This is a genomic window from Methanofollis sp. UBA420 (genome assembly GCF_002498315.1).
GTDB lineage: Archaea > Halobacteriota > Methanomicrobia > Methanomicrobiales > Methanofollaceae > Methanofollis.
The window spans coordinates 169,652-193,359 of sequence record NZ_DAGX01000003.1 but is presented as its reverse complement, the minus strand read 5'-3'; the positions used below and the strand labels follow the sequence as shown (position 1 = coordinate 193,359).

The window sequence follows — 23,708 nt, the reverse complement described above, 5'->3', positions numbered from 1 at the left end:
CAGGTGAGATCATTTCCCGAATATAAAAAATATTGGTTTTTTCAGGAGGGGCCGCGGGCAACACGCCGACCTCATACCAGCAGGTTGAAGGCGGCGAGCGCGACGACAAGCATCACGGCGGCATGCTTCACGCCGGCCCGCACCGAGCCCTCGCCCATCTTCCCGGCGACAAGGCCGGAGAAGACTGCCTGGACGAGGCAGACATGGTAGAGGAGGCGCTTGAAAGGGAGGAGGGCAGCAGTGCCGAAGCCCGGCAGCACCCCTTCCATCTCACCCGCCGAGGCCGCCACATCGCCGAGGACAGGGAGGAACTGGGAGGCGATGACGACGACGACGAAGATGAAGACGAAGAAGGCAAGGTAGATGACCGCAAGGTAGAGGAGCATCGCCGAGGACCGCTCCTCCCGGAGCACTGCCGACATCCTGGCGTCCTTCGCCGCGATGGTGAGGATCTCCGAGATGTTCCCGCTCATCCGCGTCGCCGTCGTGATGAGGGTGACAGACCGGGAGACGGCCGGGGTCCGCACCCGCCTCTCGAAACGGACGAGCGCATCGGAGACGCTGGCGCCCCAGGCAACGTCCCGGTTGATCCGCCCGATCTCGTACGAGAGGACGCCGAGGTTGGTCCGCACCAGGATGACGAGTGCCTGGGCGAGGGTCAGCCCGACCTGGTTCATCCCTGCCATCCGGGAGAGAAACTCCGGCACCCCGGCCTCGATGCCCCTGACCTTCCTGTTCCAGAGACCGTAGAAGACCGCATAGGGAACAAGGATGGCGAGGAGGGCGATGACGACATGGTCGTCGACCAGGGCGATGGCTGTCTCTGCCGATAGCCCCGCGGGCAGGGAGAGGAGGACGGCGCCGAGATAGACCAGTGCGGCAGGGAAGGAGACGAGGAAGGTCAGCCCGGGGTCGAGGACAAAGGCGCGGAAGGGGTTGCGCAGAAAGGCCCTGAGCCCCCTGACCCGGTCGTAATGCGCCATCTGCGCAAACAGCGGTTCTTCATCCTCCTCCCCGACAACCCTGATATCTTTAAAGTGGTCGAGCACCTTCACGCGGGTGTAGCGTTCGGGCACGTCCTCCCTGACCGAGATGAGGTCGACGAAGAGGAGCATGATCAGGGAACCTATCGGGATGAGCACGTATGTGATGAGGGACAACTGGGTGACCGCCGACCCGCCGACCAGCCCCATCACCACCATCACGATGACGAGGAAGAGGGGACCGGCCACAAAGACGGTCACATAGGCCTCACCGACGAACTCAAGGGTGGCGATGAACTGTTTCTGCTCGAACCTCGCCTCGTCCTGGAAGATCCGCACCTGCGTCTCCAGGTAGGCGGAGAGGTTCCCCCCGCTCTCGACGACAGAGAGGAGGTTCTCCAGGAAATCCTTCATTTTCACCGAGGGCGTCGTCCGGGCCAGGTGCCTGATGGCGGTGAAGACGTCTGAGCCGAAGTAGTCTGTGTCCAGCACCACCTGCCTGAACTCCAGGGCGCTCTCTCCATATATCCCGGCGTTCTCCGAGAGGGACCGGAAGATCTCCATCACCTCGGCGCCGCCCCGGCGCATCGCATAGATGTACGAGACGGCGTTGTGCAGGGAGAGGTTGATCTTCGTTGCCCTGTTGCTCTTCTCGACCGCGGGGTACCTGAGGAGGAGGGCATAGGCGAGCATGCCGCCGACCAGGACACCGGCAAAAAAGGCAAGGATGCGCAGGAGGTACCAGAGGAGCGTGCCGCTGCTGACGTCGGGCAGGGGAATGGAGAGGAGGTTGACGATCCCCTCGCCGACCGGGAGGATCGCCATACCCGAGAGGACAAATGCAATGATGCCGCAGAATAATCCGGCACAGAGGGAGATGAGGAGGGCCCTCTGCACATAGGCCCTGACGGTGATGCCCATGCGGGCAGAGATCAGGTCCTGCCTGATGTTGCCGTACTTCACCGGGTCCCGCCGGATCAGGGCGCCGGCGACCCGCCGGAAAAGGCCGGGGCCGGGCGCCGGGGTCATGGGAACAGCCCTGAGAGGTTGTCAAGATGGTCGAGGACGGCGGTGCGGTTGGTGGCGAAGGCCTGGACGATCCGGGAGACACGGCGGTAATCGACGATCCCCTGCGCCTTCATCGCTTCAAGGACACGGATCCGCTCCATGATGTCGGCCTCAAGCCTCCCGGTGTCCCAGCCCCGCGTCTCGATGACGCGGGTGTACACGAGGGAGCGTCCCGTGTACTCCATCGTGTCGCGGACAGGGTCGTACGCAAAGACCGTGTTCACCCGGAGGTTCCCGGTGCCGGGGTCCACGCCCGCGATCTCCACGATCTCCTGGCAGCGCCGCACCCTTTCGGTCCCACGGTAGATGAGCGCCTGAACACTGACGATGTCGAGGGCCTGGACCATGTTCCTCGGGACGTTCAGGGGTTCGTTTTCGAGACGGTGGATGGCGGCGTCGACGGTCCCGGCATGCATCGTGGAGAAGGTGGTGTGTCCGGTGTTCATTGCCTGAAAGAGGGTCTGCGCCTCCTCGCCCCGCACCTCGCCGACAAGGATATATTCGGGCCTCTGGCGCATCGCCGCCTTGAGAAGGTCGAACATCGAGATGGATGAGGATTCTTCGCCCGAGAGGGTGTCCCGCGTCACCGAGGCGACCCAGTTCTCGTGGAAGAGGGTGATCTCCCGCGTGTCCTCGATGGAAATGACCTTCGCAAGGGGCGGGATAAAGAGGGAGACGGCGTTGAGAGAGGAGGTCTTCCCGCTCGCCGTCCCGCCGATAAAGAGGAGGCTCTTGTTGTTCTCGATCGCCGTCCAGAAATAGGCGAGTTCTTCCGCGGAGAAGGTGCCGAGGTCGAGGAGTTCGATGGGCGTGAAGGGTTCGGCCCGGAACTTCCTGACCGTGAAGGAGGTGCCCCGCGTCGAGACTTCGCGCCCGAAGGTGAGCTGGAGGCGCGAGCCGTCCGGGAGGGTGGCGTCCACGACCGGGCTTCCTACAGAGACGTGCTTGCCCGAGCGCTGGGCCAGCGAAATGGCAAGGGAGTCCAGTTCCTCCTCGGCAAAGACAAGGTTCGTCCTGATGTTCTTGTGCCGCCGGTGATACAGGAAGACAGGGACGCCGACACCGTCGCAGGAGATGTCCTCGATATCCGGGTCCTTCATCAGCCCGTCCAGGCGGGACCAGCCGAGAAAGTCCCGCACCAGGTAATACTCGACCTTTGCGAGGGTCCGGCGGTCCAGGGAGACCCCGTACTCCCCGATGAGGGCATGCGTCCGGCTGAGGAGGACCCGGCGACGGTCGGCGATCATCTCCTCCTCGGAGAGGATAAGGACGTCCCGAAGGTCCTCATACAGCCTCTCAAGGATTTCATATTCAAATTTCGAGAGTACGGGCTCGAAGAGATGGTATTCAGCCTGCCCGCTCTGTCTGTCCCGGACGATGGCGACGAGGGACCGGCCCTCCTCCACCCAGTACTGCTCGACAGGGTCCAGGCCGTTTGGAATCTCGGCTTCTACAAGAGCGGGATCTGTTCCGGGATCGTACTCCTGAACAGTTTCCGGGCCTCCCGACCCTTTTCCAAAAAACGGCAGATGCATGGCTGACTCCGTGTTGCTGAAGGGTAGATCGAAGATCCTATTTATCTCTACTTTTTCGGTCAGGCGCGAGTGAGGTCGTCTGGCACGAAGTGTACCCCTATCTGCTACTCTTTTATAGCACGGCGAATGAAACTTCGCATGGATGTGGAGGCACGAGCTGACGTGAGGATCCCCACCGGGATCGGATCCCTCGACCCTGTCCTGGACGGCGGCGTACCCCCGGGGTCGATGGTCCTGCTCCTCAGCGAGATCGGGGCAGGAGGGAGCGACTTCGTCCGCACCGCGGCGATCGCCCTCGCCCGGATGAAGCGTGAGGGACTGAGCCCGGCGCCCCGTGAGGTCCTCTACATCACGATGACACGACTCAAGGAGGACGTCCTCGCCGAGGCAGCACTCTCGGTGAGTCCTGAGATGTATCCTCTCCTTGAGGGTGGCGTCCATTTCGAGGATCTCTCCGAGGTCTATTTCGATGCAAGCGTCGTGCCCCCGGAGTGGTACTCGCAGGGCGACGTGCTCTCCCGGATGCAGAAGCATACCCGGCGGGAAAGCCTCCTCACTGAATTATCGGTTGTCCTCTCCGGGGCAGAGGCGCAGAGCGTGATCATCATCGACTCCCTCACCGATCTCGCCGCCCAGGCCGGGACTGGCGAGCGCTGGGAGGCCTTCAGTGGTTTCCTGCGGGGCCTCCAGAGAGTTGCGAAACGCTGGGGGTCGGTGGTCTACCTCCCCCTCACCCGCGGCGTCCTCCCTCCCCTGCAGGAGACCGAGATCCAGGACTGCGCGGATGCGGTCTTTCTCTTTGCATGGGAGGAGACGCAGGGGATGCGACGGCAGAGGACGATGTCTATCCAGAAGTTCAGGGGCGTGATGCCCCACCTGGAGGAGCGGAACCTGGTGAAGTTTGCGATACGGATCACGGCAGGGAACGGCTTCGAGGTTTCCAACATCAGGGTGGTCATATAATGGAGGAGGAAGCGAGGGTCATGTTCGGGATCGAGGGGCTCGATGCGATGCTCGACGGCGGCCTCCTCGACAAAAGCGTCTGCGCCATCGTCGGAACATACGGTACGGGAAAGACGACGTTCGCCCTCCAGTTCGTCTATGAAGGGCTGAAGCAGGGGGAGAAGGCGGTCTTCATCTCCCTCGACGAAAGGGCCGAGATGATCTACAGGGATATCGAGAGGAAGGGATGGGACCTGGACACCTACAGGGATACGTCCCTCTTCGTGATCAAGCTCGACCCGACAGACTTTACGGTCGCGGTCAACCAGATAAAAAACGAGCTTCCAAGGCTGATCAGGCAGGTCGGGGCGACACGGGTCGTCATCGACCCGATATCCCTCTTCGAGGGCCTCTTCACCGACGAGGCGACGCGGCGGCACGAACTCTTCAGGTTTGTCGAGATGATGCGGGACGAGGCATGCACCCTCATCCTCACCTCCGAGACGAGCCAGGACAATCCCTACGCGAGCAAGTACGCCCTCATCGAGTATATGGTCGACACCGTCATCCTCCTGCGGTACGTGCGGCCGTCCTCGATCTCCGAGGTCCACCCGGCGGCCGAGGTCGTGAAGATGCGGGGCTCGAACCACTCGCGCGAGATCAAGCCGTACGAGATCCAGCGCGACAGGGTGCAGGTGTACTCGGAAGCGAATGTGTTTTGAGGGGTCTTGAATCTCTTATTCCCGGATCGATATCTCCCTCCAATTCCATGACGAGCAGTGCAGATCCCTCCCCTTCCCGCACTCTCCGCCGGGGGACTGCTCAAAAATCTACGATTTTCTCTAGCTCACTCCGTTCGCACATCGAAAATCAGAGATTGAGGTTATCCCGGCTCTGTAGAAACCCTCGCGTGTGAGTACTTCTTGGAGTGATAACTGGAGACATCCTGTTCTTGTGTGCTGGTTCCGGGGGGCTGCCGCCCCCCAGACCCCCTACCATTAGGATAGAGGAGGGAGGGCAATCTCCTCTTCAAAATGCAGGATTTGCCCATTTGAGGTCCAATCCTGAGCGGGGGTCTGGGGGCGTAGTCCCACGGCCAGATCGTGAGGGAAGCAGTGGATCCGCGTATCTCTTCATGGGATCAGGAATACATCGGCCCTAGTATGGAGGTTTCTACAGAGCCGTTATCCCAAAACTCGTGCTCATTTGACTATGGAAAAATCTCATGTTCAGGTGGATGTTCCCCCGGATTCTCTGGCGAAGGGTGCGAACCCCCCGCCTTCCCCGCATTCTCCACCGGGGGACTGGCGCCGAAAATCAGAGATTTTCTTGTGCTCATTCCATTCGCAGCCCCCGGACCCCCGAAAACAGGATAGAACCCGGGAAGGGCAGATTCGATCGTGAAGGAGTCTGCCATCCACCCTCCTATCGTAATGATGGGGGTGCGAGCTTTAGCGAGCAGGAGAAAGCCTCCGGCTTTCGAGACCGGGGGGAGGGGGCGATAGCGACCTTGAGAAAATCTCTGGTTTTCGAGTGAAACCCCCCGGCACCGGTTCTCCCAAGCAGATTTGCCATGAAAAACATTTCATGCGGTATGCCTGAATGCCTGAGGCGTGTTCACGACTCATGAGCGATTCCCCGGAGCCCGGAGTACGCTCAAAATACTCTCATGAACAGAATAATCAGGACGCATCCCCACAGAAAAAAAGATTTCAGACGGTGATCCCCATCAGGTTGAGGAGGACGAGGAGGACCACTCCGATCACGCCGCCGAGGGCGCAGATGATCACCGTCGCCCAGGAGATGGCAAGGTCGGTCCCGCCGATGTAGCCCATCAGGTGGAAGATGTTGATGAGGTACAGGCAGATGAGGCCGACCACGGCATTGATGATCAGGGTCATTCCCTCCTTCACGAAGTAGTAGAGGAGGGCGGCGACCGCGATCACCACGGCGATGGTAATGATGGTTTCTATCATCTATTTACCAATCAGACGCTGCTTATTTAACCTTAACGCCGGGAGAACAGCGCTTCCGACGATCCGCTCCTCCCTCCCGATCGCCGCCACGGCGCCGAGGAGGTCGAAGACATTGCCCGCGAACATGGCGCTCCGCACCGGTTCGCCGAACTCGCCGCCCTCGATCCAGGTGGCATTGGAGAGCTCGACCGAGAAGTCGCCGGTGAGGGGGTTGGCCGTGTGCGCTCCGACAATGTCGTTCACATAGACCGCACGGTCGTCGTCGACGGTGTCGCGCGGGCCGTCGATGACCATGGTGTGGACGCCGATGGCGGGAGCACCGCCGGGCCCGGCCCTGACCGCCGAGCCGGTGCTCTTCTGACCATAGCGGTAGGCGGTCCGCAGGTCATAGGCATAGTGGGCCAGGACACCGTGGTCGAAGAAGGTGATCTTCCGGGCCGGCACGCCTTCGGCGTCGAAGCGCGTGCTCCCCAGGCCCCGGCGGGAGGGGTCGTCGAAGACCGAGATCTCCTCGCCGATGCAGGTCTCGCCGAGTTTCCCGGCAAGCCAGGACCGCCCGGCATGGACGTTCCTCCCCGAGAGAGCGGGTTCGAGGACATAGTCCAGGAACTGGGAGAGGGCGACAGGCGAGAGGACAAGGTCGTAGTCCCCGGTCTCGATCTCGCCGGCGTCGGCGCCGTGCTCCGCGAAGAAGGCCGCCTGTTCCCCGACATGGCGGGGGTCGAGGTCCATGAAGGGGGATGCGTCGAACTCGAACCCGGTCGAGCGCTCGTGGATGCACTCCAGAGAACAACCCGTGCTCGTCCTCTCCTGCTCGTACAGGATGCCGGAAGTGTTCGCGATCGTCACCTTTCCCCGTGCGAGGGAGGCCGAACCGCCGGTGACCGCGGCGTCGTGCTCCGCGGCGCCCTCCAGCATCTCCATGCAGATCGACCGCGCCGTCGCCGCGTCCAGGCGGAGAGAGGTGTCGTTGATCTGCGGGGCGTCGGGGAGGGAGGCCGGGCCGGGAAGGCCGCCCCACTCCTGCGGGTGGGCGAGGCTGGCGCTCGCAAGGGCGGCGGCGAGGCACGCCTCCCAGTCCTTCGGGCTTGCGGTCGAGGAGACGCCGATGCGCCCGCCGACAATGACACGGATCCCGATGCCGAAGCCCTTCGAGCCCCCGGCATTTTCGATCCGGTCGCGCTTCAGGTCGGCGGAGACAGACTCCCCCTCGGAGATATAGACCTCCACCTCGTCGGCCTTTGCCGCACCGGCACGGAGGATCGCATCAATCAGTTCCATTGCCACCCACCACCGCATCTTCAAGGAGCACATGGGGCGAACCGTCGCTCACCGGGACGCTCTGCCCGCCTTTTCCACAGTACCCCTCGTGCATCTCCCGGTCGTTCCCGAGGAGCGTGATCGCATGGAGAGTGCCGAGAATGTCCCCGGAGAGGGAAACATCCCTGACCATCGTCCCGATCTCGCCGTTCTCGATGATGTAGCCATACTCGGCATTGAACTGGAAGACACCCCGGCCAGGATCGACCTGGCCGCCGCGGGAACCCTGCAGCAGCACGCCGTTCCGGCACTCGGCAATGATCTCGTCGTACGAGGCGTCGCCTTCCTCGATGAAGGTGTTGCTCATCCGCACCAGGGGCGCTTCGCCGGGTTCGGCCCGGGCATGGCCGGCAAGGCCGTTGCCGACCGCGGCAAGGGTCTGCCTGGAGTGCATGTAGGCGTTCACCCTGCCTCCCCGGATCAGTTCGGTCCTCCCGACGGCGACGCCCTCCGCGTCCACAGGTTCGAACCCGAAGTACGGGAGGGAGGGGTCGTCGACGATGGTGAGGAGAGGACTTCCGATGCTCTCCCCGGTCTTCCCGGCAAGCACGGAGTTCCCCTCCTGGATCAGGTCGCCCTCGCTCGCGTGGCCGATCGCCTCGTGGGCGAAGACACCGGCGAGTTCGGGGTCGAGCACGGCCCGCATCCTGCCGCCCTTCGCCGCCTTTGCGTCAAGGAGGGCGAGAGCGGTCTGTGCCGCTTTCTCTCCCATCTCCTGCCTGTGGCGGAGGTTGAGGCCCAGGATCGTGTAGTTGCTCTCCCGGCCCATCTGCATCTCGCCGTTCCGCGAGGCGACGGCAACCACCGAGAAACCGCAGCGCGGGATCTCGTACGAGTACTCGCAGCCCGAGGAATCGACAAAGCGCACTTCTTCGATCGACTCGGCATACCGGGCCCGGGTGTTGACAATCCCCGGCAGCCTGGCCGCCCCCTCGATCGAGGAGAGAAGTTCTGTCTTTTCTTCAAGAGAGACCTCGACCGGATCTTCGCCGGCCTTCGGCACAGGCAGGACGCCACGCTGCGGGGCGTCAGAGAGGTCGACCTCGTCGCCTGTGATCGCGGCAAGTTCGAGTGCCCGTGCGATCAGCCTGTCGCAGGGTGCGTCGGGATCGAAGTTCTCCAGGGTGAGGATGCCCCAGCCCTGCGGGCCGAGCACTCTCACAACAGCCTGGTCAAAAAAACTGGTGCCTGCGGACTCGACCACACCATTGTCGATGTCGACGTGAGTGGCCGAGCCGCGGACATGCCTGATATCATAGTAGCGGACGCTGTCCATGCTTATGCTGCCAGATGGGTGCCGCCGATCGCCGAGGACTCGAGGGCCTTTTTCACCGGCTCGGCGGCGATTTTCTTGAGTTTGTCCAGGAAGAGCTCGCGGTTCTGCGGGACAAGGGCCGCTTCGAGCACCTCCTCGATGTGCGCAACAGGGATGACCTCGACCATGGAGCGGTAGCGGTCCTCGATGAGCACGTCGCCCAGGTTTGCCTTCGGGATGATCACTGTCTTGATCCCGGCCTTCGCGGCCGCCTCGATCTTGTAGGTGACGCCGCCGATGGGCAGGACGTCGCCCCGCACCGAGAGGGAACCCGTCATCGCGAGGTCCTGCTTCACCGGGATACCCTCGATGGCCGATATGACCGCAGTGGCGACGGAGATGGAGGCCGAGTCACCCTCGACACCGCCGTACGTCCCGATGAACTGGATGTGGATATCCATGTTCTTGATGTCCTTGCCGGTGAACTTCTTCAGGATCGCGGAGACGTTCTTGATCGACTCCTGGGCGATCTCCTTCAGGAGGCCGGTGGCGATGACCGTGCCGGCCGCCCCCTGGGTCGGGGTCACCTCGGCAACGATCGGGAGGACAGAACCGGAGTCGGCGCCCATCACGGCAAGACCGTTCACCCGACCGACCTGTGTGCCGGTCACGACGGTGAGGTCGTAGTCACGGCTGCGGTGGATGTACTCGTCGGAGATCTGCTGCTCGATCGAGCGGGCCGTGTTCTTCGCCGCAAGCACGTGCCTGGCAGAGGTCACGTCGGCGCTCTCCTGCCTGGCGATGTCGCCCGCGACCCGGATCAGGCCGCCCATCTCACGGAGCTTCAGGGTGAGGTGGCCCTTCCTGTTGGAACGGCGCTGTGCCTCCCTGATCACCTCTTCGATGGCGCTCCTGTCGAAGTGCGGGATCTTCCCGTCGTTCTTGACTTCCTGGGCGATGAACCTGATGAACTTCTCCCTGTTCTCCGGGGTGTCGAGCATCGTGTCCTGCATGTAGACCTCGTAGCCGTAGCCGCGGATACGGGACCGCAGGGCAGGGTGCATCCCCTGCATGGCGTCGAGGTTTCCCGCGGCGATCATGATGAACCGGCAGGGCACGGCCTCGGTCCGGACCATGGCACCGCTCGAACGCTCTGACTGGCCGGTGATGGGGAACTCCCCCTCCTGGAGGGCGGTGAGCAGGTTCTGCTGGGAGTGCGGGGTCAGGGTGTTGATCTCGTCGATGAAGAGCACGCCGCCGTTCGCCCGGTGGATGGCGCCGGCCTCGACGCGGTCGTGGGCCGGGGTCTCCAGGCCGCCGGACTGGAAGGGGTCGTGGCGGACGTCGCCGAGGAGGGCGCCGGCATGTGAGCCGGTGCCGTCGATGAAGGGGGCGATGCTGTTCGGTTCGCTGGAGACGAGGAGCTTCGGGATCATCGCATCCTCACGCGGCCGCGAGTACTGGAGTGCCATGAAGATGAAGGCGGCGGCGATGATGCCCATCAGCGCCTGGCCGGCGATGAGGGCGTAGCCGATAATGCCGAAGATCAGGAGCATGACGAGGGTGTTCCTCATCTGCTTCCTCTTCGCAGCCTCGGCCTTGTGAGCGGCCACGATCTGCTTGCCTCTTCCTGCCGCTACCGTCCTGATGATGGGATTGTTCGAGTCCTCGACATTCGGGTACACAAGGATGTCCTTGAGCTCCTCCTTGGGGAGGAGTTCGGCCATCGCCTTCGCAAGCATCGACTTGCCCGTTCCCGGGTTGCCGATCATCATCACGTGCCTGCGCTGGGTGGCCGCTTTCTTAATCACCTCCACGGCTGCGTCCTGACCGATCACCTGATCGATCAGCCGGGGTGGGACGGTGACCTCGGAGGAGCTTGTGATGGCAGAGCCCTGAAGGAGATCCTCGTCCGTTTTCTTCTCAAGGATGTTAGAAACAGTGTCTTGCATGAGCAGTGCAACCTCATTGGGCAATGATACTTATATACTATTTTCATGATAGTTTAAGTAGTTTCAGCTGGGGGAAAAACCAGAAATGAAGGTTGTATGCACAGAAAAATCCCAGATACTCGCCGTTCGGATCGCCGATGAACTCGGGGTCCAGGTAGCCGACACCCGCTTCGCCCGCTTCCCTGACGGGGAGCTGTACCTGCAGGTCCTCGACCCCCTGGACGACGAGACCGTGATCGTGGGGAGCGTCACCGATAATGACGCTTTTATTCAGTTGATGCTCCTCGTCGACGCCTGCGAGACGACGACAAATACTCTGGTCATCCCGTATCTCGGCTATGCCAGGCAGGACAAGAAGTTCAAGGACGGCGAGCCGGTGAGCGCCCGCGTCGCCGCCCGGGCCCTCTCCCGCGGGGTCACCGACGTGATCACCGTCAATATCCACGAGAAGGACATTGCCGGGCACTTCGACGTCCCCTCCCACGACCTCTCGCTTGCGACCGAGATCGGGGAGTACCTGAAAGGCAGGAACCTCGACAACCCCCTGATCCTGGCCCCCGACTCCGGGGCTGCGGACTTTGCGGCCGAGATCGCGGCCGCGGGCGGGTGGCAGTGTGACTACCTGAAAAAGACCAGAATTTCCGGCGAGGAGGTCAGGATGGAGCCGAAGACCTTCGACGTCTCCGGCCGCGAGGTCGTCATCACCGACGACATCATCTCGACCGGCGGAACTCTCGCCACGGCGACGAAGATGCTCTATGCCCAGGGTGCGGCGGCCGTCCATGCCATCTGCGTCCACGGCGTCTTCACAGGCGGGGCCTATGTCCACCTCAGGAGTGCCGGAGTGAAGAGCGTCGTCTGCTCTGACACGATCGAGCGGGCGTGCTCCGAGGTCTCGGCGGCACGGTGCATCGCGGCAGCTCTGCGGAAATGTTAGAGGTCGACGGGGCCGTCGGGGAGGGCGGGGGGCAGGTGGTGAGGACCGCGGTCGCCCTTGCGGCCCTCACCGGCACGCCCATCAGGATCACGAAGATCAGGGCGAACCGCCCGAAACCCGGGCTTGCGGCCCAGCACTGCACGGCGGTGCAGGCGGTCGCCCTCGCCTGCGGGGCAGAGATGAGGGGGTGCCGCCGGGAGAGCGACACCCTGACTTTTGCGCCCGGCGAGGTCAGGAAGACCAAGATCGACCTTGCGATCGGCACGGCCGGGAGCATCCCCCTCGTCCTCCAGGCCTGGTTGCCTGTGGCCCTGGAGGCAGGGGGGACGATCACTCTCACCGGCGGGACCGAGGTCTCGAAGAGCCCGACCATCGACTATTTTTCCGAGGTGCTCGTGCCTCTCCTCCGTGCCCACGGGGCGAAGATAGAGGTGGAGGTCCTCGGCCGGGGATACTTCCCGGTCGGCGGCGGACGGGTGCGGGTCACGGTCGAGCCCTCGAAGCTCGCCCCCCTCGCCATCGGAGGGGTGCCTGCCCATGCCGGGATCATCTCCTGCTCCCAGAACCTCCCCGATCACGTGGCCGAGAGGCAGGCACAGGCGGCATCTGCCGCCCTCCCCGGCTTCCCGGTACGGATCGAGAGGACGCCCGGGCCTGGCACAGGGACATCGGTGACGGTCTTTGAAGGGGCGAAAGGCGGCGTCGCCGTCGGGAGGCGCGGCCTTCCCGCGGAAAAGGTCGGCTGGATGGCGGCAGACGAACTGCTCGCCGCCCGGTCGGTCGCCTGCGATGTCGACGTCCACCTCGCCGACCAGCTCCTCGTCTACCTTGCGAGGGCCGGGGGATCGTACTCGGCGCCAGAAATATCGAGCCACGCGGCGACGACCTGCCGCCTGCTCTCCCTCTTCGGCTACGAGATCGCCGTCTCAGGCGCAACCCCGGCGGTGTTCTCGGCATGAAGGCGGTCCTCGACGCCACGGCGTTCTTCGTGGACCGCCCCTATGCCGGGGAGCTGTACACGACGCCCGAGGTCGTCGCCGAACTGGTGGACCTGCGGGCAAAGTGCCGGTACGAGGCACTCCTTGCAGAGGGGCTCGCCGTTGCCAGTCCCTCCCCGGAGAGCACCCTCGCCGCACGGGAGGCGGCAGGGAAGAGCCGCGACATCGGCGTCCTCTCCCCGACCGACCTCTCCGTCCTCGCCCTCGCCCGCGAACTCGGGGCGACGGTGTACACCGACGACTTCGCCCTCCAGAACGCGGCAATGCGCCTCGGCGTCGCCACAGAACCGATCCAGCAGAGGCGGGCCGCAAAGGTGGCATGGAAGTACCGCTGCACCGGCTGCGGCCGGTACTTCGGGCACGAAGGGGAGTGCCCGATCTGCGGTTCGGCGATAAAGAGGAAGAGGCGGTAGGCCATCAGGGGGCGACGCCCCCCGCATCGCCGGGAGGAGGAGCCCCGCAAACGCTTAAATATCCATCCGAAGACCACTCTTCTATGAGTTCCCTCGACGAACTGATCAACAAGGCACAGATCCTCCTCTCCGACGGCCATAGCCCGGAGCAGATCGCGGACGAGCTCTCCCTCTCGATGGAGACGGTGACCTGGCTCCTGACGCAGCAGCGGAGTGCCGAGGCGCCGAAGGACGTGCACATCGACTGGACGCCGATGAGCAGCGACGCGGGGATGCTCGACCTTGTCGGGCAGATGCTGGTCAGGCGGCACGAGGGCGCCGCCGCAGACGGGCAGTTCCTCTCCGGCCCCGAGGCCGCCGCATACGACACCGTCGTCGGCATCTCCCTCTCCGGAGTCCCGATGGCGACGATCATCGCCGGCCGGACAGGGAAGAGGCTTGCGATCTATCACCCGGCAAAGCACAGCCCTGCCGAGAAGAAGGTCGGTTCGATCTCCGGGAACTTCGCCTCCATCGCCGGGCACGCCTGCGTCATCGTCGATGACGTGATCACGACAGGCAGGACCCTCCACGAGGTCGTGGACTACCTGCGGTCCCACGGGGCGAGGCCGGTCGCGATCTGGGTGATCTTTGACAAGAGGGACGTGCGGGCCGTCGAGGGAGTGCCTGTCCTCCCGCTCTGCACGGTCTCGCGGATCGACTGAGATCCCCTTTTTTTGGCACTGTAAAAACCCTCATTCTCAGATCGATCTCTCTTCACATTCCCTGAAGAGCGGTGCTGACCCATCTGCCTTCCCACCACTCTCCGCAGGGGGCAATGCTCACGTCGACGACGAGATCACGACAGGCAGGACCGGGAGGGGCGGGGTCGTGGACGACCTGCGGCCCCCGATTTTATCCGAGATCGGTCACCGGCGTGATCCTCGGGGGCACTGTCCGCGTGACCTTCACCGCCGGGCCCCGCGGCGGGGCGACGGTGAGGGTGAAGGTCTCGCGGGGTGCAAGGGCGCGGGACGGCCAGACCCTGATGACGAACTCCTCGCCAGGTTCGAGGAGGTCGTCATCGTCGGCGGCGCCGATGGGAAGGGCGTTCAGCCTGTCGGTGATCGTCCAGTTCGGGGGGACCGGGCTGGTGCTGCAGGTCTCCGTGCCTCCCTGCGTGGTGAAGAGGACACCTGCCCGGCCCATGTCCACGGCCCCGACAGAGCCCGGGAAGAGCCTGAGGGAGATGGAGACAGAACCGATCCTGCCGGGATCTGCCGGGTCGCCGAACCCTTCGAGAGGGGTATCGACGAGGAGGGCCGCCGAAGAACCGGTAAGGGCGTCGGGGACGATGCCGACAGGGTTGTCCGTACCCGGGCCTGTATAGAGATTGAAGGCGATGCCGGCCCCGCCAAGAATGACCAGAAGAAGGATACCCTGTTCCAGCCTGGTGAGGGCAAGGCTGTGATCCATACGCAGCTTTCGGTGCCGATCCATAAAGAATCTCTGCAGACCGGATCTCTGCGCCAGAAGGCATTTCCGCCGGAGGAGGAAGCACACACTCTGCCCCACTCAGAGCAGGTGGAGAGAACACCGGACCATATATATAGAAGTTCTAATCCATATTAATGAGATATCGGAGGATTCTATCATGCTTGCCGGACAGCCAGTTGTCATATTACGAGATAACATCGAGCGTACCAAGGGGCACGAGGCGCAGCAGTCCAACATCCTTGCGGCAAAGGCAATCGCCGCCGCGGTACGGACGACGCTCGGCCCCCGGGGTATGGACAAAATGCTCGTCTCCGGAAGCGGGGATGTTACAATCACGAACGACGGAGCGACGATCCTGCGTGAGCTCTCGGTCCAGCACCCCGGCGCCAAGATGATGGTCGAGGTCGCCGAGACGCAGGACGACGAGGTCGGCGACGGCACCACCACCGCCTGCATCCTCGGCGGCGCCTTCATGGAGCAGGCCAGCACGATGCTCACAAAGGAGATCCACCCGACGATCATCGCCCTCGGCTACAGGAAGGGTATGGAGAAGGCGCTGGAGATCCTCAACGACCTGATCATCACGGTCACGCCCGAGGACCGCGAGATCCTCCTGCAGATCGCCTCCACCTCGATGACCGGGAAGTCGATCGAGTCGGTGAAGGAGAAGGTCGCCGGGATCATCGTCGACGCCGTCCAGGCCGTTGCCGAGGAGAAGAACGGGAAGACCGTCATCGACGAGGACGATGTGGCCGTCACCAAGGAGGTCGGCGACTCGATGGACGACGCCGAACTCGTCAAGGGTGTCGTGATCAACAAGACGCGGGTCGCCGACGGGATGCCCCGCAGAGTCGAGAACGCGAAGGTCGCCCTCCTTGCCCAGCCCCTGGAGATCACGAAGACCCAGGTGAAGTCGAAGATCAAGATCTCCGGCAGCGAGCAGCTCACCGCCTTTGGCGAACAGGAGCGCGAGAGCCTGAAGAAGCTCGCCGACGCGATCCGCGACGCAGGAGTCAACGTCGTCTTCTGCCAGAAGGGGATCGCCGACGCCGTCCAGTATTACCTGGCGAAGTACGGCATCTTCGCGGTCGAGGACGTTGCGGAGAAGGACATGAAGTTCGCGGCAAAGGCCCTCAACGCCGTGATCGTGAACAAGGTCCAGGAGATCTCGCCCGAGGTCCTCGGCACGGCCGGCTATGTCGAGCAGTTCGAGGACGCCGACCTGGTGAAGATCGCCGAGTGCCCGAACCCGAAGGCAGTCACCATCCTGCTGCGGGGCTCGACCCAGCACCTCATCGACGAACTCGAACGTGCGGTCGAAGACGCCCGCCGTGTTGTCCAGGACGCCCTTGAAGACGGGACCTTCGTCGTCGGCGGCGGCTCTGTCGAGGTCGAGATGATGCTGCGGATCCGCGACTACGCAGCAAGCGTCGGCGGCAGGACCCAGATCGCCCTCGAAGCCTATGCAGCGGCCTTCGAGGACATCCCGAAGACTCTCGCCGAGAACTCGGGCTTCGACCCGATCGACAAGGTCGTCGAACTCAAGCAGGCCCACGCCGCCGGCAACAGGTACGCTGGCCTCAATGTCTACACCGGCGAGGTCGTGGACATGAAGGCCGAGAAGGTCTTTGAGCCGGCACGGGTGAAGAAGCAGGCGATCATGTCCGCAACCGAGATGGCGGCAATGCTCGTCCGGGTCGACGACATGTTCGTCACCGTCAAGAAGGGTCCCTCAGGCCCTGTCGCCTGAAGAGATGAAAAGCCGGGAAAGTCCCGGCTCCCCTGTTTTTATCCCATTGTCCTGCCTGACCGGAGGGTCGGGATATATCCGCCCCTTCCTGGAGAGGAGCGGCACCCATGACGGCGTCGGCAGGCACGGGAGGACGCGGTCACGTAGAGAGGCGGCGCATCCATGCCATCGCAAAGGTTATGAACGCAGCCGACAGATAATAATAGCCGGACAGGCCGGGGTAGTCTAGTCCGGGAAGGCGGTAGCCTCGAAAGCTACTGGTGTTTGACACCTCGGGAGTTCAAATCTCCCCCCCGGCGCTTCCTTCCATTTTGCACGGTGTGACAGGGGAGAGCGGGAGCCCTCCGGAAAGTTCCTTTTCTGCAGCAGCACTGGTGGAAGCATCCCCCATTCTCCTGACGCATCGTCTGAGGGGGCCTGAGTCATACAGGTGAGAGACTAGGAAAGGCCGATACGTCGTCCCCGACCCGCACACATATGTGCCCGGCCACCGAAGTACCTGCCTCAATCCCTCCCGGAACCGGAGACACCTATAATGACCAACACCATCAATATCACTTTTACCGAATCATCAGCCGGCGCCCTCAATGCCGCGGGCAGGCCAGCACTCGCCCTCCCTGACAACCTTTCCCTCGGGCCGATCGACCCGTACGACCTGGAGGCAAGGGAGGCCTTCTTCCGGGCCCTGTACGCCGGGACCGAGTACGAGTCCTGGTACGCCGACGACCTGAACGCTATCAAGGCGTTCTGGGAAGAGACACGGCCCGGCAACGCCCGGCGTGTTGTCTGGCTCACCCGGCGGTCTGCCCGGGAGTACGCCGGATTCCTGGAGTTCCTCAGCAGGGAGCCCGACCCCTGCGGGATCGAAGTCGTCGACCTCACCGACGGGATCGATGTCCTGTACGAGGACGAACCCGATCCGGGCCCTGACAGGATCGTCCCGATCAGCCTCGGCGAACTCGAGCCAGAGTGGCTCGCCGCTCAGCAGGACGAAGGACGGGCACTCACACCGGACGAGGCAGAATATTATCTGCGCACCTGGAAACAGTTAAAACAGGACGAGGACGGCCAGGACGTCCGCACCCTCTGGAGGGGGCAGCTCTGCCATACCGTCTCAGCTACCATCCCCCAGGCCGTCCTCGACGCCGTCCCGGACGAGTGGATGAGTGCGGCCCGGGTTATCGGCGACGCCCTCGGAGCCCTCTCCATGGAATACGATCAATGCGGCGACGCCTACCTCTATTCCCGGCTTCTCGGCCTCGTCGAGATGGGGTGGGTCGAGGCCGATGGCGACACCCGGGCGATGCACATCCTGCAGGTGCGCAGGGCGCCGACAGAGTGAAGGCCGTGTCACGACCGCGGGGGACCTGAAAAAAAGTTCAGAGAGGCAGGTAGCCGGCCAGCCCTGCCATCAGGAGGAGGAAGACGGCCGCCACGGCGAAGACGAAGATGAGGGCGATCGTGAGGAGGACAAAGCCGAGGAGGTGGAGAAAACCCGTCTCCCTGTATGGCGCCGCGCCGTCGTTCACCTTCTGTGCGGTCACGTAGGCGTCGTAGATGCCATAGGCCCAGATGATGATGCCGGGGACGAGGAGGAGAAGGGAACCGACCATCACCCCGATGAAGAAGAGGAGGCCTTTCCCGTACTGGCCGTTGTAGGCCTGGCCCATCCCTCCCCAGACAAAGGAGGCGGAGGCGGCGATCGCCGGATCCTTCCGGGGACGGGAGAGGGGCGCATCGCACTCGTGGGAGAGATCCGATACCATGAGAGATCTTGCCCCTCCACGGATAAACATCCGCCGCCCTCACCCGGAAGAGGGCGTCAGCAGACCTGGTCCAGCAGATCGATCGCGTCGTTGACGCTCTTGCCGTACTCCTCGATATAGACCTTCATGCCGACAAGATCTCCTCTGGAGGGAGAGGGCAGAGATTCGATATCGATAGTCGCCATCTTCGCCTCGATCGCCGTAAGTCTCTCTTTCATCCCGGCGAGATCCTTCTTTGCAAGTCTAAACTGTGCAATCGCGGAGGCTTCGTCGGGTGCAAGCGTCGCTTTCTGGCAGTGGTCCAGGCAGTCACAACCTTCATTCCGCATCATCGCGCAGAAGTCCGCGTTCACCTCGCACACTGTTTTTATGGCATCAAACTGCTCCTTCCCTTCGGGAGGGAGTCGATCGTAGGGGATCGTCTCGAGGATCCTGAGAGCCTCCCTGAGATCGGTCTCTGCAGCAGCCATCTCTGCCCTTATGGTTCCGGTTGAATACTGATCGGCCTCTCCGACGGTCTCCAGGACTTCAAAACGGGCATATGAAGAATCTATCAGGCAAGACATCTTCTCGAGCTGGTCGACCAGCGTGATAGTGTCTCCAAGGATCGTGGTGAAATCCCCCACATCGGCCTTCATCCCGGTCACGTCCTCTTGCCAGTCGGGAGGAAGGGATTCGAGATCGATCCTGGCCATCTTCGTCTCCAGAACCAGAGATTTCTCTTTCATCCTGACAAGATCCTCCCGTGCCCGGTCGAATGATTCAAGCCCGGAGACATTGCCCTTCTCAAACATCGCGTTCTGGGAATGCTCCAGCAGATCACAGCCTTCGTCGCGGATCATTCCAGCAAACTCAGCCTCCACCTGGCACAGCGTCCTGAGAGTATCGAGCTGTTTTTTTCCGTCAGGGGAGAGGCGGTCATAGGAGACGGTGTCGAGAATCACGAGGGCCTCATCAAGGTCCGTCTTCGCTGCAGCCATCTCTGCTCTGATATTCCCGAGAGAGACGGTGTCAAGATCTTCGGTGGTGTTCAGGATCTCATAGCGGGCAGCCGCCGACTCGACAAGCGCACCTGCTTCCGCAATCTTTTTTTCTTCTTCACCGACGCATCCTGCAGCACAAACAAAGAGAATGAGGAGGAGGAGAAGGAGGCATCCTCTACCGGGGGGAGAGAGAAGGGATCGCATATCATCACATGCAAAAATATTAAATATCAAATATATGTGATTATCTATTTGCCACACAGAGGATTAGACAGATAAAAAATATCATTAAAGGTATTATTTCTGCAGAAACCCTCCATAACACCATCCCACGGCCGCCGGAGAAGGACAGGATGCCAGGCGAACCTATTTCTCCTCCATCCTCCACCCCTCGCCATGGCCGGGCCAGACCAGATGACCGCCCCGCGGCAGACCGCCATGAGGCTCATCCTTCTCCTCGGCATCGTCAGCCTCCTCGGCGACATCGTCTCGAACGGGGCGAGGAGCGTCACCGGCCCGTACCTCCTCACCCTCGGGGGCTCTGCCGCCATCGTCGGCCTTGTCGCAGGTCTCGGCGAGTTCACCGGGTACGGCCTGCGTGTGCTCACCGGCCTCTACTCAGACCAGACACAACACTACTGGCGGATCGTCTACCTCGGCTACGGCCTCCTCCTTGCCATCCCCTTCCTTGCCCTGACCGGCACCTGGGAGGTCGCCGCCGTCCTTCTCATCACAGAAAGGATCGGCAAGGCGATCCGTGCGCCGGCACGCGACACCATCATCTCCCTCGCGGCCTCGCCTGTCGGCCGGGGCTGGGGGGTCGGCGTCCACAAGGCCCTCGACCAGGTCGGCGCGATCATCGGCCCCCTCCTCCTCTCCGCGGCGATCCTGACCGGGGGAGGGTATCAGACCGGCTTCGCCCTCCTCGCCCTCCCGATCGTCCTCCTCTTCGTCTTCCTCGCCATCGGGAAGAGGGCCGTCCCTGAACCTGGCATCTTCGAGAGGTCGGACGAAGATGCAGCCGTCCCGGCGGCACGGCGTTTCGTCCCGTACGCCACCTTCCTCTTCCTTGCAATGGCCGGGTTTGCCAGTTTCCCCCTCATCTCCTACCACATGAAGGTCCAGGGGCTCATCGCAGACCCGAGCATCCCCCTCATCTATGCCGGGGCGATGGCCGTCTCCACACTGGTCGCCCTCGGCGGGGGATGGGCCTACGACCGGATCGGGACGAGAGCCCTTCTCCTCATCCCCCTGATCAACATCGCCATCCCGGCCCTCGCCTTCAGCACAGCCCCCTCTCTCATCGTCCTCGGCACCCTCATCTGGGGGGCCGGCATCGGCCTCCACGAGACGGTGATGCGGGCGTCCCTGGCCGACCGGACAGCCACCGAGATCAGGGGTCAGGCCTTCGGCTACATCTATGCAGTCTATGGCACAGGCTGGTTCCTGGGGAGCACGGTGATGGGCGTCCTGTACGAGGTCTCGGTCGCCCACATCGTGGGCTTTGTCGCGATCGCCGAGACAATGGCGATCATTGCGTATTTCTGGATGCGAAGACACGCCAGAAAGAAAGCGGCAAAATTCCGATGACGGCGGCGGAAAGAATTAAAAAAGCCATCCTCAGGGGATGGACAGAGGGAGGTTCCGCACCCCGGTAACCTGAAGGCGAGTCGAGTAGGTCCCGGCAGAATGGCCGGCCCCGGAGACCTGCCCCGCTGCGAGGTCGCGCAGGAGAATATCGCGGATCGCCATGTGGGCATAGACCTGGATATAACTCCGCTGGTCATGGGTCCACCACCGGTTCACCGGCGCGACATGGCCACAATACGGACACGAACACTGGGCTTCGGGTTCGTCCTCGAACTTATATATCCTGTTCGAACAGAGGAGATTGAAGGAGTTCAGCCGTGCCCGGGAGATCCACTCGACCTCGCGCTCGTTCAGCTGCATCTTGAAGTTCCTCCGGCAGGCAGGGCAGGTCCGTTCAATATAGCCCTCGTCATCAAAGGGGAACGGAATGCGGATATGAATATCATTCACGGGTGCTCACCACCGGGGGTCTCCTCCGGGAGGGCCCGGACATGAGTGTTCCCCATCCATCGAATGTTACCTCCTCTCATATACCCTTCGATATGGTGTTGTGCACGGGCACATGACATCTTTCCCCCGACAAATACAGGAAAACCTGCAGTATCGGGAAGTTAGATATGGCGGGGTGCCCGAGTGGTGGTGGAATGTTCCTCCTCTGCCACCTCGCCGCCGGTATCGTCCTCGGCCTCATCCTCGCCGGGGCGGTCGGGGGGAGGCGGGCCGTCGTTGCGGCGTGCGCTCTCGGCGCCATCCTCCCCGACCTCGTCGACAAGCCCCTCGGCTATATTATCCTCGCCGATTCGGTCGGCTACGGCAGGATCTATACGCATACCCTTCTCTTCCTCGTCCTCGCCCTTGGAGTCGGCCTCCTCGTCTTCTGGCGGTTCAGGTCCCCCATCGTCCTTGCCGGTGCGACCGGGGTCGCCTCTCACCAGGCCCTCGACACGATGTGGCTCTATCCGGCAAACTGGCTCTATCCCTTCCTTGGCTCCTTCACAGCAGGGGCAGAGAGCCGCGACCTCTGGTCCCTCCTCATAACCGAACTCTCCGAACCCTCAGAGTGGATCCTCTTTGCAGCCCTCTTCATTGCCACTCTTCTCCTCCTGAAAAAAGAGTTCAGGACGGCACTTTTCGAGAGGACAGGGCCCCTCCTTGAAAAGGTCAGGCTGCCCCTCGGCGGGGTGCTCATACTCCTTGCCGGCATCATGATCCTTTCAGGGGTGCTCGCCCTGCACCTGATACCGACCGGCCTCGAAAAGCCAGGAGACCTCGTCCTCTGCGGTCTGGTTCTTGGAGGCGCCGGCCTTGCGATCCTGCAGGCCCACCGTCTCAGGATCGACAGTGCCTGAAAGACCTGAAAAAAGGGAAGAGAGATTACTGCTTCCGGACCATCCGGTAACTGACAACCGCCAGAGCGATGACGATGGCCAGGATGACGAGAGTCGGGAGGAGCGGGAAACCGTCCTCACCCCCTCAGGGACTGCTTTTTCTCCGCCGGCAGACCCCGAAGGCCCGGACACTCTTTCGGGATCACTATGAAGACGGGGCATAGTAACAGATGCCCTTCCGGATCGACGGGGACTGAATCGGCGTGGAGATCCCGGCATCAGGTACATATGCTTCCATGACATTCGCCCCGACAACCACTGCCGCAACGCCGGGTATCACTCAGAAATCAGGACAGGAGCCTTCCCTGTACCGGAAGCCCTTACAGCCCCCTGTATCTCGCAGGGAGGCAGAAGAGAGAATAATATTATAAACATCCTTGCGAGAGATCACGAAAAAAGGGGATGACATGGACCAGGAAGGATATTATCAGAGAATCTTTGAGGGCTTCGAACCGCGGAACGTGCCAAAAAACCTCGCTATAATCGCCATATGCACAGTGGCGAGCGTCCTGTGCGCCTATCTCCCGATCCTCATCGCCCCCACCCTCTTCACCTTCGCCATGCTCGCTGTCGCCCACTGGCGACGGGCGGTGGTCCCGGCGGAGAAACGATTCGTCGTACCCTTCAGGGAGATGGCGGCAGAGGCAAAGGCAGACCTTTTCCCCGAGAACCAGTCACGCACAGACAGAACCCTCTCCATCATCCTCGTCCTTGCAATTCTCCTTGCCATCGCCACAACTCTCTACGTGCTCGCCGTTCCCAAGGAGGGAGAGCACTTCACCGAGTTCTACATCCTCGGTCCAGGCGGGAAGGCCACAGATTATCCGACCGCCTTCGCGGCCGGGAGCAACCAGTCGGTGATCATCGGTATCGGGAACCACGAATACCGCGACATCACCTATACCGTCGAGGTGCTGCTTACCTCACAGGCCTTCGACCCGACGACCAACACCTCAAGCCTCAGGGACATGGAGATAATCGACCGTTTCGCCGTCACCGTCCCCCACAACCAGACGGCCGAAGTACCTTTCCCCTTCACAGTCGAAAGGACCGACATGAACCGCCTGGATTTCATTCTTTTCAACGAAACAGTTCCTTCAGATAGCGTCTGGGGGAAGGACAGGCTCGACGCCGCGTACCGGGACCTCCACCTCTGGATAGGGGTCAGGCCACCGGCACAATGATGGAGGAGGGGCTGTTCCCTGTAGGCGTCGCCGTGGCGTGAGGCTGCCTGCGAGGCCGATCGGATTCTCCGGCATCCCTCAACCAGAGGTAAAATCGGTCAGGTCGACAACAAGGTCCTCATCCTCGAACTGCACCGATGCAATGCCGCACCCGTCAGTCCAAGCCTGTCCTCGACACCTCCTTGACCGCAT

Annotated in this window: 21 protein-coding genes and 1 tRNA gene; 12 read left to right on the top strand and 10 right to left on the bottom strand. The window is 62.4% G+C overall.

Annotation, left to right across the window (positions count from 1 at the left end; translation table 11 throughout):
• Nucleotides 1-71: 71 nt before the first annotated feature.
• Both BP869_RS05875 and BP869_RS05870 read right to left on the bottom strand, forming a co-directional pair.
• Nucleotides 72-2,012, bottom strand: coding sequence for a type II secretion system F family protein (locus BP869_RS05875; RefSeq protein WP_342677806.1), 1,941 nt, complete (start codon nucleotides 2,010-2,012; stop codon nucleotides 72-74).
• Nucleotides 2,009-3,586 carry a type II/IV secretion system ATPase subunit gene (locus tag BP869_RS05870; RefSeq protein ID WP_342677804.1) on the bottom strand — a complete coding sequence of 526 codons (1,578 nt, stop codon included), beginning with the start codon at nucleotides 3,584-3,586 and terminating at the stop codon, nucleotides 2,009-2,011. Before BP869_RS05870 ends, BP869_RS05875 begins: the two co-directional genes overlap by 4 nt.
• Before the next feature lie 138 nt (nucleotides 3,587-3,724).
• Here BP869_RS05870 and BP869_RS05865 point away from each other — a divergent pair, with 138 nt between their 5' ends.
• Together BP869_RS05865 and BP869_RS05860 are read left to right on the top strand one after the other, a co-directional pair.
• Nucleotides 3,725-4,549, top strand: coding sequence for an RAD55 family ATPase (locus tag BP869_RS05865; protein ID WP_394339020.1), 825 nt, complete (start codon nucleotides 3,725-3,727; stop codon nucleotides 4,547-4,549).
• On the top strand, nucleotides 4,549-5,250 hold the full coding sequence (locus tag BP869_RS05860; RefSeq protein ID WP_342677800.1) for a KaiC domain-containing protein: 702 nt from the start codon (nucleotides 4,549-4,551) through the stop codon (nucleotides 5,248-5,250). The genes BP869_RS05865 and BP869_RS05860 overlap by 1 nt, the downstream gene beginning before the upstream one ends.
• A gap of 990 nt (nucleotides 5,251-6,240) precedes the next feature.
• Here BP869_RS05860 and BP869_RS05855 read toward each other — a convergent pair.
• The 4 genes from BP869_RS05855 to lonB are packed head-to-tail and all read right to left on the bottom strand — an operon-like array spanning nucleotide 6,241 to nucleotide 11,031.
• Entirely contained in the window at nucleotides 6,241-6,504 is a 264-nt protein-coding gene (locus BP869_RS05855) for a pro-sigmaK processing inhibitor BofA family protein (protein ID WP_067046523.1), read from the bottom strand.
• Complete coding sequence (locus BP869_RS05850; RefSeq protein ID WP_342677796.1) at nucleotides 6,505-7,785, bottom strand: TldD/PmbA family protein; 1,281 nt, start codon at nucleotides 7,783-7,785, stop codon at nucleotides 6,505-6,507.
• Nucleotides 7,772-9,100 carry a TldD/PmbA family protein gene (locus tag BP869_RS05845; protein ID WP_342677794.1) on the bottom strand — a complete coding sequence of 443 codons (1,329 nt, stop codon included), beginning with the start codon at nucleotides 9,098-9,100 and terminating at the stop codon, nucleotides 7,772-7,774. Before BP869_RS05845 ends, BP869_RS05850 begins: the two co-directional genes overlap by 14 nt.
• A gap of 2 nt (nucleotides 9,101-9,102) precedes the next feature.
• Nucleotides 9,103-11,031: an ATP-dependent protease LonB gene (gene lonB, locus BP869_RS05840; RefSeq protein ID WP_342677792.1), complete on the bottom strand. Its 1,929-nt coding sequence runs from the start codon at nucleotides 11,029-11,031 to the stop codon at nucleotides 9,103-9,105.
• Between the two features lie 85 nt (nucleotides 11,032-11,116).
• On the opposite strand from lonB, the gene BP869_RS05835 reads away from it, so the two are divergent.
• The 4 genes from BP869_RS05835 to BP869_RS05820 all read left to right on the top strand — a co-directional run bounded on the left by BP869_RS05835 (nucleotide 11,117) and on the right by BP869_RS05820 (nucleotide 14,083).
• Nucleotides 11,117-11,968 (top strand): ribose-phosphate diphosphokinase, encoded by an 852-nt coding sequence (locus tag BP869_RS05835; protein ID WP_300166365.1) that lies wholly within the window; start codon nucleotides 11,117-11,119, stop codon nucleotides 11,966-11,968.
• Entirely contained in the window at nucleotides 11,962-12,927 is a 966-nt protein-coding gene (rtcA, locus tag BP869_RS05830) for an RNA 3'-terminal phosphate cyclase (protein WP_342677789.1), read from the top strand. The genes BP869_RS05835 and rtcA overlap by 7 nt, the downstream gene beginning before the upstream one ends.
• Nucleotides 12,924-13,379 carry a nucleotide-binding protein gene (locus BP869_RS05825; RefSeq protein ID WP_342677787.1) on the top strand — a complete coding sequence of 152 codons (456 nt, stop codon included), beginning with the start codon at nucleotides 12,924-12,926 and terminating at the stop codon, nucleotides 13,377-13,379. Before rtcA ends, BP869_RS05825 begins: the two co-directional genes overlap by 4 nt.
• An 83-nt stretch (nucleotides 13,380-13,462) precedes the next feature.
• Nucleotides 13,463-14,083 carry an orotate phosphoribosyltransferase-like protein gene (locus BP869_RS05820; protein ID WP_342677785.1) on the top strand — a complete coding sequence of 207 codons (621 nt, stop codon included), beginning with the start codon at nucleotides 13,463-13,465 and terminating at the stop codon, nucleotides 14,081-14,083.
• Nucleotides 14,084-14,273: 190 nt separating this feature from the next.
• Here the strand turns inward: BP869_RS05820 and BP869_RS05815 are convergent, their stop codons facing one another.
• Nucleotides 14,274-14,834 carry a hypothetical protein gene (locus tag BP869_RS05815; RefSeq protein ID WP_342677783.1) on the bottom strand — a complete coding sequence of 187 codons (561 nt, stop codon included), beginning with the start codon at nucleotides 14,832-14,834 and terminating at the stop codon, nucleotides 14,274-14,276.
• A 178-nt stretch (nucleotides 14,835-15,012) separates the two neighbouring features.
• Between BP869_RS05815 and thsA the strand changes: the two genes are divergently transcribed.
• From thsA to BP869_RS05800, 3 genes are all read left to right on the top strand, one after another.
• Complete coding sequence (gene thsA, locus BP869_RS05810) at nucleotides 15,013-16,605, top strand: thermosome subunit alpha (RefSeq protein WP_342677781.1); 1,593 nt, start codon at nucleotides 15,013-15,015, stop codon at nucleotides 16,603-16,605.
• A gap of 214 nt (nucleotides 16,606-16,819) precedes the next feature.
• Nucleotides 16,820-16,904, top strand: a tRNA-Ser gene (locus tag BP869_RS05805).
• A gap of 236 nt (nucleotides 16,905-17,140) precedes the next feature.
• Entirely contained in the window at nucleotides 17,141-17,947 is an 807-nt protein-coding gene (locus tag BP869_RS05800; protein ID WP_342677780.1) for a DUF3658 domain-containing protein, read from the top strand.
• A 37-nt stretch (nucleotides 17,948-17,984) separates the two neighbouring features.
• On the opposite strand, the gene BP869_RS05795 is transcribed toward BP869_RS05800, so the two are convergent.
• Both BP869_RS05795 and BP869_RS05790 read right to left on the bottom strand, forming a co-directional pair.
• The gene (locus BP869_RS05795) at nucleotides 17,985-18,371 is read right to left on the bottom strand and encodes a hypothetical protein (protein ID WP_342677778.1); all 387 of its coding nucleotides are present in this window, start codon (nucleotides 18,369-18,371) and stop codon (nucleotides 17,985-17,987) included.
• 56 nt (nucleotides 18,372-18,427) lie between these two features.
• Nucleotides 18,428-19,558, bottom strand: coding sequence for a hypothetical protein (locus tag BP869_RS05790; RefSeq protein WP_342677776.1), 1,131 nt, complete (start codon nucleotides 19,556-19,558; stop codon nucleotides 18,428-18,430).
• 192 nt (nucleotides 19,559-19,750) lie between these two features.
• Here BP869_RS05790 and BP869_RS05785 point away from each other — a divergent pair, with 192 nt between their 5' ends.
• Nucleotides 19,751-20,944: an MFS transporter gene (locus tag BP869_RS05785; RefSeq protein WP_342677774.1), complete on the top strand. Its 1,194-nt coding sequence runs from the start codon at nucleotides 19,751-19,753 to the stop codon at nucleotides 20,942-20,944.
• Between the two features lie 30 nt (nucleotides 20,945-20,974).
• On the opposite strand, the gene BP869_RS05780 is transcribed toward BP869_RS05785, so the two are convergent.
• On the bottom strand, nucleotides 20,975-21,394 hold the full coding sequence (locus tag BP869_RS05780; RefSeq protein ID WP_342677772.1) for a hypothetical protein: 420 nt from the start codon (nucleotides 21,392-21,394) through the stop codon (nucleotides 20,975-20,977).
• A gap of 194 nt (nucleotides 21,395-21,588) precedes the next feature.
• Between BP869_RS05780 and BP869_RS05775 the strand changes: the two genes are divergently transcribed.
• On the top strand, nucleotides 21,589-22,293 hold the full coding sequence (locus tag BP869_RS05775) for a metal-dependent hydrolase (RefSeq protein WP_342677770.1): 705 nt from the start codon (nucleotides 21,589-21,591) through the stop codon (nucleotides 22,291-22,293).
• Between the two features lie 446 nt (nucleotides 22,294-22,739).
• Entirely contained in the window at nucleotides 22,740-23,516 is a 777-nt protein-coding gene (locus BP869_RS05770; RefSeq protein ID WP_342677768.1) for a DUF1616 domain-containing protein, read from the top strand.
• Nucleotides 23,517-23,708: the final 192 nt, after the last annotated feature.

Coding starts and splice junctions, on each gene's coding strand:
- BP869_RS05875 (WP_342677806.1), bottom strand. CDS start 2,012: ATGACCCCGGCGCCCGGCCCCGGCCTTTTCCGGCGGGTCGCCGGCGCC.
- BP869_RS05870 (WP_342677804.1), bottom strand. CDS start 3,586: ATGCATCTGCCGTTTTTTGGAAAAGGGTCGGGAGGCCCGGAAACTGTT.
- BP869_RS05865 (WP_394339020.1), top strand. CDS start 3,725: ATGGATGTGGAGGCACGAGCTGACGTGAGGATCCCCACCGGGATCGGA.
- BP869_RS05860 (WP_342677800.1), top strand. CDS start 4,549: ATGGAGGAGGAAGCGAGGGTCATGTTCGGGATCGAGGGGCTCGATGCG.
- BP869_RS05855 (WP_067046523.1), bottom strand. CDS start 6,504: ATGATAGAAACCATCATTACCATCGCCGTGGTGATCGCGGTCGCCGCC.
- BP869_RS05850 (WP_342677796.1), bottom strand. CDS start 7,785: ATGGAACTGATTGATGCGATCCTCCGTGCCGGTGCGGCAAAGGCCGAC.
- BP869_RS05845 (WP_342677794.1), bottom strand. CDS start 9,100: ATGGACAGCGTCCGCTACTATGATATCAGGCATGTCCGCGGCTCGGCC.
- lonB (WP_342677792.1), bottom strand. CDS start 11,031: ATGCAAGACACTGTTTCTAACATCCTTGAGAAGAAAACGGACGAGGAT.
- BP869_RS05835 (WP_300166365.1), top strand. CDS start 11,117: ATGAAGGTTGTATGCACAGAAAAATCCCAGATACTCGCCGTTCGGATC.
- rtcA (WP_342677789.1), top strand. CDS start 11,962: ATGTTAGAGGTCGACGGGGCCGTCGGGGAGGGCGGGGGGCAGGTGGTG.
- BP869_RS05825 (WP_342677787.1), top strand. CDS start 12,924: ATGAAGGCGGTCCTCGACGCCACGGCGTTCTTCGTGGACCGCCCCTAT.
- BP869_RS05820 (WP_342677785.1), top strand. CDS start 13,463: ATGAGTTCCCTCGACGAACTGATCAACAAGGCACAGATCCTCCTCTCC.
- BP869_RS05815 (WP_342677783.1), bottom strand. CDS start 14,834: ATGGATCACAGCCTTGCCCTCACCAGGCTGGAACAGGGTATCCTTCTT.
- thsA (WP_342677781.1), top strand. CDS start 15,013: ATGCTTGCCGGACAGCCAGTTGTCATATTACGAGATAACATCGAGCGT.
- BP869_RS05800 (WP_342677780.1), top strand. CDS start 17,141: ATGACCAACACCATCAATATCACTTTTACCGAATCATCAGCCGGCGCC.
- BP869_RS05795 (WP_342677778.1), bottom strand. CDS start 18,371: ATGGTATCGGATCTCTCCCACGAGTGCGATGCGCCCCTCTCCCGTCCC.
- BP869_RS05790 (WP_342677776.1), bottom strand. CDS start 19,558: ATGCGATCCCTTCTCTCTCCCCCCGGTAGAGGATGCCTCCTTCTCCTC.
- BP869_RS05785 (WP_342677774.1), top strand. CDS start 19,751: ATGGCCGGGCCAGACCAGATGACCGCCCCGCGGCAGACCGCCATGAGG.
- BP869_RS05775 (WP_342677770.1), top strand. CDS start 21,589: ATGTTCCTCCTCTGCCACCTCGCCGCCGGTATCGTCCTCGGCCTCATC.
- BP869_RS05770 (WP_342677768.1), top strand. CDS start 22,740: ATGGACCAGGAAGGATATTATCAGAGAATCTTTGAGGGCTTCGAACCG.